The sequence below is a fragment of the Pseudoalteromonas sp. SG43-1 genome (assembly GCF_014164415.1).
Lineage (GTDB): Bacteria > Pseudomonadota > Gammaproteobacteria > Enterobacterales > Alteromonadaceae > Pseudoalteromonas > Pseudoalteromonas distincta.
On the sequence record NZ_JACJFD010000004.1, the window covers coordinates 49,297 to 67,588 of the forward strand.

The following is an 18,292-nucleotide window of genomic DNA, read 5'->3' on the forward strand; positions in this document are numbered from 1 at the left end:
GTTTTTTAAAAGCAAATTAGTGAGCTTGGTGTTTACCCTCTAAAATCTCTTCAATAAATTTAGCATTAAATGCTTCTAAATCAGCTGGGCTTCGGCTTGTTACCAAACCTTGGTCTACACATACTTCTTGGTCAACCCAATTAGCACCTGCATTAATTAAATCGCTTTTAATACTAGGAAAAGAAGTAATAGTGCGGTCGCGCAATTTATTAATTTCAGCTAACAACCACGGTGCGTGGCAAATAGCAGCAACGGGTTTGTTTTTTTCTGCACCAAAAAATCCATCAATAAATGCTTTAGCATCTTTATCTTGGCGTAAACTGTCTGGATTAAATAAACCACCAGGAAGCATAAGCGCGTCGTAATCAGCAGGATCCGCGTTTGTAACTAGTTTATCTACTGTTACTTTATCGCCCCACTTGTCTTCATCCCAGCCAGTAATTTGGCCTTCTTTAATTGATACTATTTCGATGTTTGCACCAGCATCAAGTAATGCGCTGCGTGGAGATAAAAGCTCACTTTGCTCAAATCCATCAGTGGCTAAAATTGCGATTTTTTTGCCTTGTAAACGTGTGCTTGTTTGTAATGTACTCATTGAGATCTCCTTATTTTCTTAAAAGGTATATTTAAAATACACAATCAAAAAAGCACGATGCGTGCCGATAACAAGCAATTGAAAATAAAGGAGTTAATTTAAGTAGGATTTATAATGCCATGTAAATCATTTAGAAGGGATGAAAAAACTACATAGATCAGACATAGCTTTGCTACTTGGTGATTTAAATACAGAAGCTTCGCTTCTCGCGTGAGCAAGCTCAACGCCTACAACTAACGCTCGGCATTATGTTTATTTTGTAGACGCACAACTTGTTGGCGTGATGGGCAAAGCCCATAATTTTATGTTTAATAACTCCACGCAAAGCTCAATCAACGACCAAGCTAAGTAATGCTATTTAAAGCAGATCTTTTAACGCCTTAGCTGGTTTAAAAACCGCTTTATTTGCGCCTTCTATTTCAATTGCAGCCCCTGTTTGTGGGTTACGCCCAGTACGCGCTGGGTAATAACTTAGCGCAAAGGTACCAAAGCCATTAATTTGAACTTGATCGCCCTCAGAAAGCGATTTAGTAATGACTTTTTGCAAGCTTGAAAGTGCCGCTTGAGAATCTTTTTTTGTTAATTCACTTTTGTGTGCAATGGCAGCAACGAGTTCTGCTTTATTCATTTTAGGCTCCTAAATACACGCCAAATCAGTGTTGGTTAAGCGTGGGAATATGATGATATGAAAAATACCAAACCAAATTGGTAATAAAGCCACGCAGGCTAAGGGTTACAGGGCAACAAGTCAACCTTGTAGTTGCTAAGCTTTATGTGGTAAAAAGCCTTTGACTCTTTTTTGTATAATTTAGGTAGTATATGCACGCATTAATTGAATACATTCCACTCATACTGTTTTTTGCAGTGTTTAAACTCGTCGATATTTATTGGGCTACCGGTTTATTGATGGCCACTACGCTTATTCAAGTTGCTTATAGCTACTTTAAACATGGCAATGTACCTACTCGTCATTGGATATTTTTTGGCATTGCTGCCGTGTTTGGTACGCTAACGCTGGTACTTCATGATGAGCAATACATTAAATGGAAAGCAACACTGATATATGCAGGTTTAAGTTTAACGTTACTTGTTAGCCGTTATGTACTTAATAAAAATCTCGTTAAAAAAGCGCTTAGCTCAATCCTCGAAAACGCTAATGATACAAAGCAAGCCATTGTTGTCCCAGAACCGTTATGGGATAAGCTTAATTTAATGTGGGTTGTAATTACTGCTGGCATCGCAGCACTAAACATTTATATTGCATATAATTTTTCGCTCGACTTTTGGGTTAACTTTAAAGTGTTTGGTTTAATGGGTATTACTTTTGTAAGCATTTTTGCCACCATTATTGCCTTGTACAAGTACCTCCCTGATGAAGAGGAAACAGCAAAGTAAGCCCCCTCGTCATAAAAGTGTCGTCTTAGCTTGTTAGCTTATTAAAAAAAGCAAGTTGAGACGACCTTGAACGCTAACCAATACCGCTGGTTTGAATTTACCCTCATTTTTATATTGCTGCCCTTGTTGGGTTTTGGATTACGCGAGCATTTAGCTAATTGGCTTATCCCTGCGCTTATTATACTTATGAGTGTGTGTTGTATGTTGCTACTGGGCGATCCCCATTTTAAACGGTTTAGACTCACAAGCCTTGGGCAATTTTCTGCTGTTAAAAGGCGTGTGTTTAGCTTCTTTTTTTTAGGTGCGCTGTTCTCAGGCATGTTTTACGGGATTATTCATCAAGGCAACTGGTTTACCCTTCCCCGTAACTCGTTTAATGATTGGCTTTTACTGTTGGTGCTGTATCCAATACTGTCGGTTATTCCTCAAGAATTAATATTCCGAACGTATTTTTTTCATCGTTATAAACGCATCATGCCAAAAAAAGCAGTGCGTATTGTAGTCAGTGCGAGTGTATTTGCGCTGGCGCATATTGTGTATGCAAATTGGATTGCAGTAGCCTTAGCCTTTTTGGGCGGTTTACTGTTTGCGTATACCTACGCACAAAGCCGCTCAACGGTCGTGTGTGTTATTGAACACAGCTTATGGGGGCTATGGATGTTTACACTCGGGATTGGCAGCTACCTCGATTCAGGCGCATTTAACTAATATAACAAACATTAAAAAATCCGATACTAGAAAACTAATATCGGATTTTGAATATTTCTAAAACCACTTAACTAATGGTTAAAATAACGACTCAAACTCACCATTTGGAAATAAAACACCAGGAATACCACGTACCGCAGTAACATCAGCTAGTTTAGTATCACCAAAATATAAACCGCCACTGTAATTACGGCCCTTCTGCTTAACATCTAACCAACGTCCATTTTCGCCTTTCGCTATTAGATTAATGTTGCCACTAACATCACGAATACGTAAATCTAACGCGCGATTTTGTATGCTAACAAATATATCTGTAGAAGTAAGTTCTGATAAGTTTTCCACGTCGCCTACGTACGCAAATTTAAAATCGCTTGCACCACTCAATGGAAAATCTAATTCAAAAGTAAATGCTAAATCGTCATTATCTTCACCAACAAAAGGCGAAGCCTCTACTGCTGTGATATGAAATGCAGTGCTTTGAATGTCACTTACGTAATCACCATTAAAATCAAAAGTAGATAACGTGGTTGACTCCTCACCTAGTGAATTAACAAAACGATTTAAGTTTACTGATAAATCACCTTCGAGTTTACCCGCTGCTTTATTGATAATTACGTTGGTCGTTACCTGTGTAATACCCGTATCGGCTTCTGGGTTTAATTCACTTTGAGCATCTATGCCATCAAACTCAATCAGCAACTCACTTACATCCACACTTAATACCGTAGTACCATTTGTGACCGTTGCGCTCATTACACCTTCGATTTTATTACCTAATACACCACTTACTCTGAAAGTTGGAATTGATAAATCAATGGTTATAGGTAACTCATCATATGTGCCAGTAATAGCCCAAGTATAAGGTGATTGGTTGTAATCAATATCTAAATCACGAAGCTTATATTGCCCTGATGGTGTAGAGCCATCAGCTAGTGGTGAATAATTTGTGATAACTTCGTTTAAAGCATTACTAAGTGCATCAAGGGTTCTTTGTGTATCTTCATCAAACGCACCTTCAAGCTCAGTAAATTTTGCGTCTAATTCATCTGAATAGCTTTTTTCTTGAAGTCTTGCAACACCAATTATATTTCGCGTATCAACAAGTAACTCTCTTGAGTCTAAGCTTTGCACTTCTGCTGAGCGAGCCTGCCAATTTGTAAATGTAGTTACACTTGCAATCGTTTGCTTAACTTGACCAGCTACATTTTTCAACAAAGCATTACCTTGGTCGCTAAATAAGTTGTCTGTAACATACTGCGCTGCTAAGTCGCTGTAATCTTGCCAAGCTTGCTGGTCAGTCTCCAAGTTAGTAAATGCATTAAAAGCACTTTCAACACTAAACGAACTATCAGCAACACCAGCTAAAATTGCCGCGTAGGTGAAGGCATTTGTCACCATTTCTGCTTCAACACTTGCATTTAAATTACTGTGCGTTAAATGATAAAAAGGCGTGGCTGATAAACTCGCCTGTGTAGCACTAAAGCCTTCTTCTGTAATTGCTTTGCTCAATGGTGATAAATAAACCTTATTTACTCCCGGTGCACTAAATGCATCCGCTTTGTAATTAAGGGTAACGGTTGTCAATTCTTGGTAGTCGATTAACCGGTTTGCGTTTAAGTCATTTACATCACCACGCACAGTTCTGCCACACCCTGTAAATCGCGGACAAGGTAGAGCTGTATCGCTAGGTATAAACTCAAAACTATTAAAAGTAAGTGGAGTTACACTTACACTCGCAGTATTGATGTTTTCGACTTCAATTGATTCTTGCACCACCCCATCGCTATCTAAAACATTAAGCGTGCCCTGTGGTGATTGCCAATTAGATACATAAAAACTCACAGAAGAAGATGTAGCAATTTCACTCACTGCAACAGATTCTGAACTGTCACTGTCTGATGAAGAACCACAACCTGCCAATGCAATAGCGACCCCTAAAGGTATAATTTGTTTTAACATCTTCATTCCTTAAAACTTAATGTTCACGTACCAATTCACATTCGCATAATAGGCTTTATCTAAATCTAGGCTATCAGTTTGTAAATTAAGACCAAAATATTCGTTTTCTATACCAACTAAAAATGCTTCGCTTTTTGTTTCGTAGCCTGCTTGTACTCGCCAATGATCCCAAAAGTGAATACGGCCTTTTAATTGGCTAAACGTGTCTTTATCGTAACGTTTTAAAGTTAACTGAGTCGAAAATCGGTCGTTTATTCTGTAATCGGCAAATGCTTGTAGTCGCATTTCCATTTCGAAATCATGAGATACCGTATTTCCAAATGCAGATGTTTTTAATGAAACTGTTGGCTGAGTAATAATATCGCCGTTATCATCTTCGCTAAATGGAATTTCAGTCGTTTGACCCTTTACAGAGCCGCTGTCTTCGTACTCTATTTTATACAGCAAATCTTTTACGCTAAAACCAACTTTAAGCTCATCATTTACTTGCCAATCGGCAAAAATATCTAGGCTATAGCCTAGCCCTTCAGGCTTTTGTGAAGGTGTAAATTCTTTAAATAAAATATCTTTTGAAAAGTTGTAATCGACAGTTACAGCACCTTCAACTTCATCACTAAAAATTTCACCATTTACAGTGGCATCTTGATAGTGTGAGCTGGCAAAAACAGAAAGCTTAGGTGTTATTGTTAATGCATTTTTATCTAAAAATTTAAAATCATAAGATACGAATACACCATTAGACGTTGCTTGTTTAGCATCGAGGTAATAGGTATAAAATCTATCTTCAAACTCTAAATCATTCTTTTCGGTATGAGTATATTTAGCTGTATCAGGATCAAAGTTAAGAACATAGTCATAACGACTTTGTAAACCCACTTTAAAATTACCGTAGCCAACACCCACTTCAAAAATATTATAGGTAAATGCACTGTCACCCGATTTTAATGGTGCATCAAAATCATCTACAAAGGCTTGTACTGGTTGTGCTTCAGTATAAATTTCTGCGTCAAAATGAGTAAATATTTGAAATTGGTTATCTGCGGAAGCAAGAGGAGAAATAAAAGCTGTTGAAAATCCTAACAAGAGAATTTTTTTTTTCATAATTTAATCGCTTTCTATAAAAAAAGGGAAAAGCGCTGCTTTCCCCTTTTATAGTTTAAATATTACTTAGATGAATCAATTAAATCAACATCAGTGTAAGGCACTACATCACCATCGATGTAAGTGATAGATACACCGTTAGTAACTTTAGAAGCAGTACCAAATGACATCATTTCGCCATTGTACATAGCTTTAACATCACCAGTGTAACCTGTAGATTCCATACCAGTTAGAGATAATGTGTAACCCATTGCTGCGTCACCTTTAACCATAACTTCTAATGTACTTTCATCTTCATCACCACTACTGTCAACCATACCCATTACTTTAAAGTCTAAGTCGCCAGACATACCTTCAAGTGTAATACTTGAAGAATCTGATTCTTCAGTTGCAGTAATGTTTAGCATACCAGTGAAACCAGAATCACCGTCCATAATTTCAACGTGGTTCCAAGCTTCAGTGTTAACAATTTCAGCGTCATCAACTGTGTCAGCATTTACTGCACCATCAAATGTGAATATTAAACATGAATCAATTTGCGTAGGATCAATAATCGTACCGTCAGCAAACAGTTCACACTCTTCTAGAGCTGCAGTACGACTTTCACCCGTAACAAGTGAAACAGTTGCGTCATTTTCACCCATTAATGTAGCGCCCCAAGCAACAACTAATTGCTCGCCTTGGTATGAAGCTGAAGCACTGATCATTTCACCGGTAGTTTCGTTCTCTAATTCTAAAACTAACGCATCTAAGTCATAGTTATATGACCAATCAGGTTGACGAGTAGAAGTACCTTCACCTGAGTTACCCATTTCAGCTAGTTCATCAATTACGTCAGCAAGAACGTCTGCTGCATCGATAACCGCTTGACCGCCAGTGTTAGTAAGCACAGTCATAGTCGATAATGACTCTGATGTAGCTTTAACAGAAGTTAGTACTTCAAGTTTAGCAACCGCCGCTTCAGCAACAAGTTGTAGGTTATAAGCTGTTACAAATTGCTCGCTAGCTAGGTCACCTTGAGCTACAGCAGCTGTTTGCATAGCTGTAAGCGCATCAATCATTGCTTGTGCGCCTTCGCCTTCAAGGTCTAGGTAAGCATTAGCAGCAACAAGTGCTTGCTCAATAGCAATTTCAAGTGCATCAACAGCAGCAGCAAAATCAGACGCAGCAGTAACAGCAGTCATAGCAAGCTCAAGAGCTTCAGTTGCGTTTGCGGCTGTATCTACCATTGCACCTTCTGCGTTAGCAAGTGCGCTTGTAGAAGCTGCTTCAGCTGTGTCTGCTGCTGATTTTTTCTCATCAGCAACGTCTGCAGTGTCTTCAGCAACTAGTTTTGCAGCAGCAAGAGCAATATCAAACGTTTCAATCGCTGCTTCTGCTTCCGCTACTAGTGCAGCTAATGCAGCGTCGTATGCAACGGTGTCAGTTACAGCAACACCTGCGTCTGTTTGTAAAGACGTTGCAGAATCAAGAATCTGTTGGTAATCAGAGCTTTGAGTAACTAACGCTTTTGCAGCAGTTACATAACCTTGTGATTTAACAAAAATAGAACCCGCTTTAGCTGTTAAACCAGCAGTAGCAGCTTCATTTTTCAGTAATGTTACAGCGCTTACAAATGCAGCTGCGTTATCAGCCGTAAGAGCATCGCCACCCATTGCTTGAACATCAGCAAGTGAACTTTGAGCTGTTTCAATATCCATTTCTAATGCAGTAAGTGCAGTCTGTGAAGCTGTAACTTCTATTGTTAAAGCAGCTGCTAGAGCTGTATAAAAATCATCTCCAACTGTACACTCTGCACCAGTACAACCAATTACTTCTAGTGCTTTTTTAACTTTTACTGCAGCGGCTGCAAGGCCGGCATCAGTTGCTGCACCATTTTTAACAGCTTTGTCTTTAGCTGCTTTTGCTTTTTTAGCAATACCTACTGAATTAGCGGCAAACGCATCAATTTGTGCTTGTGTTGCATTAGGGTTGTTAATAGAGAATGCCGTTTTTAAAGCGTTTTCAATTGCAGTTTCATCACCCGTTGCTACAGCAACAAAAATGTTTGCAGTATTTGTAATTGCTGTTTGTAACATTGTAGCTATTGCAGCAATGCCAGCGTCAGTATTACCTTTAAACTGGCCTGATTTAATACCAGCTTTAATGCTGCTCATTACATCACCAATTGAAGGTAAACCTTGAATTGAAGATGAAAGCTGTGCAATTGCTAAAATACCGTCAGTAAGTTCTTCTTCGCCATCAACATTGCTTAAATCTACAGCGCCGCCGTTAGATAAATCGCCAATAATAGCAGAAAGTAAAAGTGCTGCGTCTTGACCCATTACTTGTACAACAGTGTTTAAGCTCGCTGTAGCAATAGCGTCTTCATCTACACTTGAACCTGAGTCAAGAAGAAGACCTGCCACTAACGATGTTAAAAAAGTAACATTAGCTTTATAAGAACCTATAACATTATCGTCGCCAGCTGCACCGCTCGCTCCAGATGTATCTGCTTCAACAGCTGGAATAAACTTAACAACAGAAAGCTCTAGGTCAGTTTTGTACCATTCGCCAAACTCAATATCAGTATCGCCATCATTTTCGTCGTCAACTTCTGGCGCTACATCGTAAGTGCCACAACCTACGTAAGCATCACAACGTAAAAAGCTATCATCGCCTTCTTCAGACGTTTTAACAGTAATGTAAACAGGTCCAGTAAAATCATCATCTAGGTAGATGCTGTAACGACCGTTTTCATCAGTTAGCACTTCAGGGTTAGCGGCAATTTTACTTGCTTCTACCGCTGCATCTGCAGCATCTTGTGATAGTGCTTCTTCAGAAAAAGACTCAGCCTCTGCTGAAGCAGCTGAGCGAAATGCAACAGGAACGCTTTGACCAGATGCATCTAAAGTCATTACAGTTACTACTGCACTTTTCATTGAACCTTTAACTGCTTTACCTGTTACTTCAATGTTAAATTGTGCATCGCCCGTTGCAGTGAAAGATTCTACAGGTGTAACAGGAATATTTCTGTCGTTATCAGAACCGCATGCTGTTAAGCCTAATGTAAGTGCAACTGAAGCTGCAATAGGTGTAAATTTGATCGTACGCTTTACCATTTATTTCTCCTTGATAGCCTGGAATGAGTATCAGAAATTAGTTTAGTTGATAGTGATTTATGTAAGCTTTTATATTCAAAAAGCATCAAAAAAGTACACAATCATAACTTTTGTTACTAGAACATTAAAAATACCATTAAGCTATATAGTTATGCTACATATTTATACGTTTTATATAAGTATTTATCTTTATTCTATGAGCTACTTCTTTATCAGCATCTCTATTATTCAATAACCTATAGACACTCATAAAGAACCAGCACATATTGATACAATATATTCACTTTATTAAATGAATATTACATATAATCTAGTTTGTTAATTATATTCTTCAAGTAAATGCGGTGGATGAGAGCTAAAAAAGACGATAATTCGAAAAATTAATGAAAAAGGATTATTTATGACGAGTGTGAGTAGGTTTTACTTTAGCTAAGCAAACGTTTATAAAATTTGTTTGCTTAACTAAAATAAATGTTTAGTTGCGCTTAACTTCACCAGTGATTAGTAAGGGACTCTTACAACCCCTTCCATTAATACACGTGCACTTCGGCTCATACTTGCTTTGGTAACTAGCCAGTTGCCAGCATTATTTTTAGCCTCAGCACCTACTTTTAGCGTGCCCGACGGATGACCAAAGTTAACTTCACTCAATGCGCCGCCACCAGCGGCTATATTAACAAGTGTGCCCTCAATAGCCGCAGCCGTGCCAATAGCTACAGCGGCTGTGCCCATCATGGCATGATGCAGTTTACCCATCGACATTGCGCGCACGAGTAAGTTAATGTTGGCAGCCTCAATAACTTTACCGCTAGATGCAGTGTAATCTAAAGGCGCTGCAACAAACGCAACCTTTGGCGTATGTTGACGAGCCTGTGCTTCATTAATATCAGTGATTAAGCCCATTTTAACGGCGCCATAAGCACGAATGGTTTCAAGCTTTTCAAGCGCTGCAACATCGTTATTTATATCGTCTTGCAGCTCTGTGCCGGTATAACCAATATCAGTGGCGTTAATAAATACAGTAGGAATACCTGCATTTATCATGGTTGCTTTTAGAGTACCAACACCTGGAACCTCTAAGTCATCAACTACGTTACCTGTTGGAAATAACGCGCCATCGCCATCAGCGGGGGCCATAAATTCAAGTTTTACTTCAGCTGCAGCAAAAGTAACACCATCGAGCTCAAAGTCGCCGGTTTCTTGTACTTCGCCATTGGTCATAGGGACATGCACTAATATGCTTTTTTTAATATTAGCCTGCCACACACGCACAATAGCAACACCGTTATTAGGTAATCTGCTTTTATCGACCAAACCATTACTAATGGCAAAAGCACCCACTGCTGACGTTAAGTTGCCACAGTTACCGCTCCAATCCACAAAAGGTTTATCTATCGCCACTTGACCAAACAAGTAATCAACATCGTGGTCAGTTTGCTCACTTTTACTTAAGATTACGGTTTTACTGGTACTTGATGTAGCGCCGCCCATGCCATCCGTTTGCTTAGCATACGGATCGGGGCTGCCAATAACACGCAGTAATAAATTATCGCGCGCCTCGCCTGCTACTTGAGCAGGCTTTGGCAAATCAGTTAAATTAAAAAACACACCTTTACTGGTGCCGCCACGCATATAGGTTGCAGGCACTTTAATTTGCGGTTTAAACATAGTGTTTGCCCTTATGCAGATTGCGTTGCTTCTAAAAAGTCTTGAGCAAAGCGTTGTAACACACCACCAGCCGCGTAAATAGAAAGCTCTTCTTGGGTATCGATACGGCACTTCATAGGCACAGTAAGCACTTCACCGTCTTTACGGGTAATGCTTAAATTAACTGTGGCGCCTGGTTTTAAATCACCCGTTACATCGTACGTTTCACTGCCATCCAGCTTTAGAGTTTTACGCGTTGTGCCTGCTTTAAACTCAAGCGGTAAAACCCCCATACCAATTAAGTTAGTACGGTGAATACGCTCAAAGCCCTCTGCTGCTATTACTTCAACGCCTGCAAGTCTTACGCCTTTTGCAGCCCAATCGCGCGACGAACCTTGCCCGTAATCTGCACCGGCTACAATAATAAGCGGTTGTTTACGCTCCATGTAAGCTTCGATTGCTTCCCACATACGGGTATTAGTACCTTGTGGCTCTAATCGTGCGTACGAACCTTGCTTAACGTCGCCGTTTTCGTCAAGTACCATTTCGTTTAGCAGCTTTGGATTGGCAAAGGTTGCACGCTGCGCTGTTAAATGATCGCCCCGATGCGTTGCGTACGAGTTATAGTCTTCCTCTGGGACGTTCATTTTGGTCAGGTATTCGCCAGCAGCACTACTTGCCATAATTGCGTTTGATGGCGATAAATGATCCGTTGTAATGTTATCGCCAAGTACTGCAAGCGCGCGCATACCGGTCATAGTGCGCTCACCCGCAAGTGCACCTTCCCAATAAGGAGGGCGACGAATGTAGGTGCTTTCTGGGCGCCAATCGTAAAGAGGATCGTTATCTTCACCGTAATCTACGGTTAAATTAAACATCGGCTCGTATACTTTTCTAAATTGCTCAGGCTTAACGCTTTGCTTAATTACTGCGTCAATCTCTTCATCTGATGGCCATAAATCTTTAAGCGTAATATCGTTGCCTTGTTGATCTTGCCCTAGTATCCCTTTTTCAATATCAAAGCGAATAGTACCTGCAATAGCGTACGCAACAACTAAAGGAGGTGACGCTAAAAATGCTTGCTTAGCATAAGGATGAATGCGCCCATCAAAGTTACGATTGCCCGAAAGCACCGCTGTAGTGTATAAATCGCGATCAATTACTTCTTTTTGAATAACAGGGTCAAGCGCACCGCTCATACCATTACAGGTAGTACACGCAAAACCAACAATGCCAAAGCCAAGTTGCTCAAGCTCTGTTAGTAGGTTTGCATCTTCAAGGTATGATTGCACTGCTTTTGAGCCTGGTGCTAATGAGGTTTTAACCCAAGGTTTGCGCATTAAACCCTTAGCATTTGCGTTACGGGCAAGTAGTGCAGCGGCAATTACATTGCGTGGATTACTCGTATTAGTACAGCTAGTAATAGCCGCAATAATACATGCGCCGTCTGGCATTAAGCCTTCTTCATTTTCAACAACACCCGAAATACCTTCTTTAGCTAAATCGCTTGTCGATACACGGCGGTGTGGATTAGATGGACCCGCAATATTGCGCCCCACGCTTGATAAATCAAACTTAAGCACACGCTCATATTTTGCGGTTTTTAAGCTATCGCTCCAAAGGCCTGCTGTTTTTGCGTAGTTTTCTACAAGGGCAATTTGTTCTTCTTCACGCCCTGTTAAACGCAAGTAATCTATTGTTTTATCATCAATATAAAACATGGCGGCAGTTGCGCCAAATTCAGGCGTCATGTTTGAAATGGTTGCTCTGTCGCCAAGAGTAAGCGCATCGGCACCTTCACCGTAAAACTCTAAATAAGTAGATACAACACGTTGTTCGCGTAAAAATTCAGTAATAGCTAGCACAATATCGGTAGCTGTAATACCTGGTTGGCGCTTGCCTGTTAGCTCAACACCTACAATATCGGGTAAGCGAATATAAGAAGCGCGGCCCAGCATTACGCTTTCAGCTTCAAGCCCACCTACGCCCACAGCAATAACGCCCAGCGCATCAACATGTGGCGTGTGGCTGTCGGTACCAACTAAGGTATCTGGGAATGCAATGCCATCTCGGTTTTGAATAACCGGCGACATTTTTTCAAGGTTAATTTGATGCATAATGCCGTTACCCGGTGGAATAACATCAATATTTTTAAACGCAGTTTTTGTCCAGTTTATAAAGTGAAAACGGTCGTCATTTCGTCTATCTTCAATGGCGCGGTTTTTTTCAAATGCGTCAGGATCAAAACCGGCATGCTCTACCGCTAGTGAATGATCCACTATTAACTGCGTGGGTACCACAGGGTTCACTTTTGCCGGATCGCCGCCTTTGGCTGCAATTGCATCACGCAAACCTGCTAAATCAACAAGCGCTGTTTGCCCTAAAATATCGTGGCACACTACCCGCGCCGGATACCACGGAAAATCTAAATCTTGTTTGCGCTCAATTAGCTGATTAAGTGCATCGGTTAACATGGCAGGGTCGCATCGGCGTACTAAGTTTTCGGCAAATACACGCGATGTATAAGGTAGTGTGGCATATGCACCTGGCTTAATTGCATCTACGGCTTCTTGCGTATCGTAATAGTCTACGTTTGAGCCAGGTAAAGGTTTACGGTATTGGATATTATTAATTATGGTCATGGTAAGGGTTCGCTAATTTGGTGACGGTGTTTGCTCACAGCTAGCGTGTTTAATAAAAAGTTTGAGAAAAACTGCTCGCTAGTGGCTATGTGCAATAAAAAAGTGAGCACATGCGTGCTCACTCATTTTTTAACGTGACTCTATTGGTGTGTAACTACGTGCATCAGGGCCTGTGTAATCGGCACTTGGGCGAATAATACGGTTGTTAGCGCGCTGCTCTTTTACATGGGCAGTCCAGCCCGTAACACGGCTCATTACAAATATTGGCGTAAATAATTTAGTTGGAATATCCATAAAGTGATAAGCAGATGCATGGAAAAAATCGGCATTACAAAACAGTTTTTTCTCGCGCCACATAATTTCTTCACAACGAACAGACACAGGGTAAAGCACGGTATCGCCCACCTCTGCCGCTAGTTTTTCAGACCACTTTTTAATAATTACATTACGCGGATCAGACTCGCGATAAATAGCATGACCAAAACCCATTATTTTGTCTTTACGTTCAAGCATGCCCATAATTTCTTGCTCAGCATGTTCAGCGCTTGTAAAACCTTGAATCATATCCATTGCCGCTTCGTTAGCACCACCATGTAGTGGACCACGTAGCGTACCAATCGAACCAGTTACACAAGAGTGAATATCAGAAAGCGTTGATGCACACACACGGCCTGTAAAGGTAGAGGCGTTAAACTCGTGCTCTGCGTATAAAATTAGTGATACATTCATTACCTGTGCAAACAATTCACTAGGTGCTTTGTCGTGTAATAAATTTAAAAAATGTGCGCCAACTGAGTCGTCATCAGTTTGTGTTTCAATGCGTACGCCATCGTGTGTAAAGCGGTACCAGTAACAAATAATACTTGGGAACACAGCAACCATACGGTCGATTGCATCATTGGCTTCGCTAAAGTCATTTTCCATTTCAAGGTTACCCAACATTGAGCAGCCCGTGCGCATTACATCCATTGGATGCGCGTCTTTAGGAATATTTTCAAGCACGGTTTTAAGTGCATCTGGTAAGCCGCGTAAACTTTTAAGTTTAGCTTTATATTCTGCTAATTCGGTTGTGGTTGGTAACTCACCGCGTGAAAGTAAAAAAGACACTTCTTCAAACTGCGCTTTTTCGGCAAGTTCGCTAATATCGTAACCGCAATACGTTAAACCAGAACCACTTTGTCCAACAGTACACAATGCTGTTTGACCAGCTACTTGTCCGCGTAAACCTGCGCCGCCTAATGCTTTATCTACCATGATCTTCTCCTATCTTAAATTTGTGTGTGATTTTATTTTTTAATAATTATTATTTGTCAGATTTTGATGAAAAAAGTGTGTCGAGTGTGTTCTCGTACGTGTGGTAATCTAAAAAGTCGTAAAGCTCAGAACGCGTTTGCATATTTTCAATTTGGCTTTGTTGCGAGCCTTCATTTAAAATTGCTGAATACACGTTTAGCGCTGCTTTATTCATGGCTCTAAATGCACTGAGTGGGTAAAGCACCATTTCAACGCCTACATCGCTTAACTGCTCTTTTGTGTAAATAGGTGTTTGGCCAAACTCAGTAATGTTTGCCAAAATTGGAACGTTAATCGCTTTTGCAAATGCTTGGTAATCAGCAAGGTCGTGTACGGCTTCTGCAAAAATAGCGTCAGCACCTGCTTCTACACAGGCAGCTGCACGGTCTATCGCGGCGTTTAAACCTTCTTTTTGAAATGCATCGGTACGAGCCATAATATAAAAATCGCTATCGGTTTTTGCATCCACCGCCGCTTTAATGCGGTCAACCATTTCACCTTGGCTTACAATTTCTTTATTAGGGCGATGACCACAGCGTTTTTGCGCTACTTGGTCTTCTATATGAAAACCCGCCGCACCCGCTTTAGTCATTTCTTTTACTGTGCGTGCAATATTAAATGCCCCACCCCAACCGGTATCGGCATCAACAAGTAATGGTAAGTCGCTAGCACCTGTAATACGGCGAATATCTTCAAGCACGTTATCAAGGCTCGTCATACCTAAGTCAGGCATACCAAACGAGGCGTTTGCAACACCGGCACCTGAGAGGTAAATAGCTTGGTGACCCATTTTTTCTGCCATCATCGCTGTGTAGGCGTTAATAGTACCTACCACTTGTAACGGGCTGTTATTGGCAATAGCGTGTTTAAATTTTAATCCTGCTGACATTACTTTCTCCTCACTTTGAACGGTTGCTACGTGGAGTAACTTATAGTTTTAATATGTAATTGTGACTCTTTAACTGCTCTGCTTAGCTTTTAGCTTTTAGCTTTTAGCTTTTAGCAGCTTCTGTTTTTTGCGACTAATATCAATCTGTATGCGTATGAGGTCTATTTAACGATAAGAAAATCGTTCTGTAACTAGGCAATAATTTTTATGTTTAGTGGTTCTCGGCAATTGCTCCCTGCATTGCTCTACCTCCTGCATCCATGCAGTCGTAAATAAAAAATTTTTAACGACGTTACGGAGCGATTTAATCCGTTAAATTGTTCGAATACTCATATTGATTGGTATACATCAAATTTGGTTTGGATATTTGCTTGCGATGCGCTTATATGGCGCTTCATAAGCATTTCGGCCAGTTCGCCGTCGTGGTTTTCAATGGCGTTAATAATCGCTAAATGCTCATCAAATGCTTTTGATACACGCGGCCCCACCATGCCCATTTGTACACGGTACATGCGTATTAATTGATAGAGCTCATTACACAGTAAATGAATTAAATGTGCGTTTTTACTGCCCTGAATAATACGATAATGAAAATCTAAATCGCCGGCTTCTTGATAATAAGATTCGCCCTCTTTAACACGTTGTGTTTGTAGGTGCTGATTAAGTAATTGCTTTAAGCCTTTTACTTCTTCGGGTTCCATATTGTCGGCAGCAAGCCTACATGCCAAACCTTCAAGTGAACTGCGAACTTGATAAACTTCAATCAAACGCTCAGCGGTAAGGGCAACTACGCGGCAACCTACGTTAGCTTTACGCTCAACAAGGTAGCAACTTTCTAGGCGATTTAATGCCTCTCTAAGCGTTGCACGGCTTACACCATAACGCTTGGCAAGCTCAGGCTCTGATATTTTACTGCCTTGAACTATACTGCCTTCAACAATCTCACGGCGCATATCTACAAATACTTGATCTGATGCGGTAGTTATAGGCGCTTCGTTTAAAAATGTGTGTGTCATAAGTTATTTTTTAGATTGTCGACAATTAGTGTGGTTACTATGAGCTTATTAAAAAATCATGTCAACCCTTAAACCTATCAAAATGGCTAAAAAACACGCTCATTGTCGACACTATTAATCTAAAGTCGTATAAAATCACCTTTAAAATAGAGCGAAACAACAAAGTGTCGACACTACAATAAGACTGATATTACGTTTTTTAGCGCTGAAAACACCTAATATAAATGCTATTATCGCGCTTTATTTTTATAGTATGAGCTAACGCGTGAACGCCAACACTTTTATTCCTGAGCACTTTATTGATGACGTAAAAACTTATTTACCAGCGCATCTAAACTTAGATGACTTTTTAAATGCGTGTCGCAGGCCGCTCAGAAAATCTATCCGCGTTAATACATTAAAAATTAGCATTGAAGAATTTGTAGAACGTGCAACTGAAAAAAATTGGCTGCTAACCCCCATCCCTTGGTGCAGTGAAGGCTTTTGGTTAGAGCGCCCATGCGATGAAGAGCAAAACCTAGCCCTTGGTAATACCGACTTACATCTAAGCGGTGCTATGTACGTGCAAGAAGCAAGTTCAATGCTGCCCCCTATTGCCTTAAAACAAAGTATTGAACTCGCAGACTCTCAAAATAACACCGTGCTTGATATGGCATCAGCACCAGGTTCTAAAACATCGCAACTTGCAGCACTTATGGATAACCAAGGTGTGCTTGTTGCAAATGAGCTTTCGTCGTCGCGCCTAAAAGTACTTAGCGCTACATTAAAACGCATGGGAGTAGGCAACTGTGCGCTCTCGCATTTTGATGGCGTTATATTTGGCAACTACATGTTTGAATGCTTTGATAGCATATTGCTAGACGCGCCCTGCTCTGGCGAAGGCACGGTACGTAAAGACGCCGACGCACTAAAAAATTGGTCAATAGAATCAAACATACAAATAGCCCAAGTACAAAAAGACTTAATTAAAAGCGCATTTTACGCATTAAAGCCAGGTGGCACATTAGTGTATTCAACCTGCACACTTACTCCACTCGAAAACCAGCAAGTGTGCGATTATTTACTCAGTGAATTTGGCGACTATATAACGCCTGAGTCACTAAGTGATTTATTTGAAGGTGCAAGTAAAGCCACAACTAATGAGGGCTATTTACATGTTTGGCCGCAAACATTCGATAGCGAAGGCTTCTTTATTGCTAAATTTAAAAAGCACACCAGCTGTAATAATCCAAATCAAACTGTTAAAAAAGGTGCATTCCCATTTAACGAGTTTGATAAAAAACAAAGTGCCGCGTTTATGCAATCGCTTAAAAAGCATTTTGGGTTAACTAACCTACCTGGCAACTTAATGCAGCGCGATAAAGAACTTTGGTTATTCCCGCAGGGGTTTGAAGCCCTGCAAAATAAAATTAAGTACGCACGCTTAGGTATTCAAATTGGCATTATTCATAAAAATGGCGTAAGACTAACGCACGAATTTGCTACTGTGTTTGGCAACGAGTGCAAAACGAATATTTACGCGTTAAATAACGAGCAAGCCAATGATTATTTTCAAGGTAAAGATATACGCTTAACTGAAGCAACTCAAACAATAGGTGAAGTAGTTTTAACGCTGTGTGGTTGCCCTATTGGGCTGGGTAAATGGCAAAAAAATAAGATCAAAAACTCACTACCACGCGATCTAGTACAAAACACGCAGTTAATAAGCTGGGGTTAAACTAAAGTACAAATTACGCATAATTAATCTAATCCTTTGTTACCAAATGTAACCAGATGGCAAAATTAGTTATGCTTTATTGAACAGCTTTACTATAGTTTTAAGTACTTTCTTCTTCTCCCTAACGAACCAGAAAGTTTTTAGTTAACGCTAGACTCAATTTAGAGTCAATTTATAGCCCAGAGGTTTTTAACCTCTGGGCAATTTTTTACGCCGTATAATAACAGTT

Annotated in this window: 13 protein-coding genes; 3 read left to right on the forward strand and 10 right to left on the reverse strand. The window is 40.3% G+C overall.

What is annotated here, in order from left to right; translation table 11 throughout:
* Nucleotides 1–16 precede the first annotated feature (16 nt).
* Together H5159_RS05120 and H5159_RS05125 are read right to left on the reverse strand one after the other, a co-directional pair.
* Nucleotides 17–595, reverse strand: coding sequence for a type 1 glutamine amidotransferase domain-containing protein (locus tag H5159_RS05120; RefSeq protein WP_024595007.1), 579 nt, complete (start codon nucleotides 593–595; stop codon nucleotides 17–19).
* Nucleotides 596–953: 358 nt separating this feature from the next.
* The gene (locus H5159_RS05125) at nucleotides 954–1,223 is read right to left on the reverse strand and encodes an HU family DNA-binding protein (RefSeq protein ID WP_007375441.1); all 270 of its coding nucleotides are present in this window, start codon (nucleotides 1,221–1,223) and stop codon (nucleotides 954–956) included.
* A gap of 191 nt (nucleotides 1,224–1,414) precedes the next feature.
* On the opposite strand from H5159_RS05125, the gene H5159_RS05130 reads away from it, so the two are divergent.
* Nucleotides 1,415–1,990: an inner membrane-spanning protein YciB gene (locus H5159_RS05130; RefSeq protein WP_033028426.1), complete on the forward strand. Its 576-nt coding sequence runs from the start codon at nucleotides 1,415–1,417 to the stop codon at nucleotides 1,988–1,990.
* 66 nt (nucleotides 1,991–2,056) lie between these two features.
* On the forward strand, nucleotides 2,057–2,698 hold the full coding sequence (locus tag H5159_RS05135; RefSeq protein ID WP_002961594.1) for a CPBP family intramembrane glutamic endopeptidase: 642 nt from the start codon (nucleotides 2,057–2,059) through the stop codon (nucleotides 2,696–2,698).
* A 78-nt stretch (nucleotides 2,699–2,776) separates the two neighbouring features.
* On the opposite strand, the gene H5159_RS05140 is transcribed toward H5159_RS05135, so the two are convergent.
* From H5159_RS05140 to H5159_RS05175, 8 genes are all read right to left on the reverse strand, one after another.
* Entirely contained in the window at nucleotides 2,777–4,657 is a 1,881-nt protein-coding gene (locus H5159_RS05140; protein WP_182779841.1) for a hypothetical protein, read from the reverse strand.
* A gap of 9 nt (nucleotides 4,658–4,666) precedes the next feature.
* A complete protein-coding gene (locus H5159_RS05145) occupies nucleotides 4,667–5,758 on the reverse strand; it encodes a hypothetical protein (protein WP_182779842.1) in 1,092 nt (363 codons plus the stop codon).
* 62 nt (nucleotides 5,759–5,820) lie between these two features.
* Entirely contained in the window at nucleotides 5,821–8,859 is a 3,039-nt protein-coding gene (locus H5159_RS05150; RefSeq protein WP_182779843.1) for a hypothetical protein, read from the reverse strand.
* Between the two features lie 501 nt (nucleotides 8,860–9,360).
* Nucleotides 9,361–10,527, reverse strand: a complete 1,167-nt coding sequence (gene prpF / locus H5159_RS05155) for a 2-methylaconitate cis-trans isomerase PrpF (RefSeq protein WP_182779844.1) — start codon at nucleotides 10,525–10,527, stop codon at nucleotides 9,361–9,363.
* 11 nt (nucleotides 10,528–10,538) lie between these two features.
* Complete coding sequence (acnD, locus tag H5159_RS05160; protein ID WP_182779845.1) at nucleotides 10,539–13,148, reverse strand: Fe/S-dependent 2-methylisocitrate dehydratase AcnD; 2,610 nt, start codon at nucleotides 13,146–13,148, stop codon at nucleotides 10,539–10,541.
* 129 nt (nucleotides 13,149–13,277) lie between these two features.
* Nucleotides 13,278–14,402, reverse strand: a complete 1,125-nt coding sequence (prpC, locus tag H5159_RS05165; protein ID WP_182779846.1) for a 2-methylcitrate synthase — start codon at nucleotides 14,400–14,402, stop codon at nucleotides 13,278–13,280.
* A 49-nt stretch (nucleotides 14,403–14,451) separates the two neighbouring features.
* Complete coding sequence (gene prpB / locus H5159_RS05170) at nucleotides 14,452–15,330, reverse strand: methylisocitrate lyase (RefSeq protein ID WP_182779847.1); 879 nt, start codon at nucleotides 15,328–15,330, stop codon at nucleotides 14,452–14,454.
* 329 nt (nucleotides 15,331–15,659) lie between these two features.
* The gene (locus tag H5159_RS05175) at nucleotides 15,660–16,346 is read right to left on the reverse strand and encodes a GntR family transcriptional regulator (protein WP_007582477.1); all 687 of its coding nucleotides are present in this window, start codon (nucleotides 16,344–16,346) and stop codon (nucleotides 15,660–15,662) included.
* A gap of 265 nt (nucleotides 16,347–16,611) precedes the next feature.
* Between H5159_RS05175 and rsmF the strand changes: the two genes are divergently transcribed.
* Nucleotides 16,612–18,063, forward strand: a complete 1,452-nt coding sequence (gene rsmF, locus H5159_RS05180; RefSeq protein ID WP_182779848.1) for a 16S rRNA (cytosine(1407)-C(5))-methyltransferase RsmF — start codon at nucleotides 16,612–16,614, stop codon at nucleotides 18,061–18,063.
* Nucleotides 18,064–18,292 lie beyond the last annotated feature (229 nt).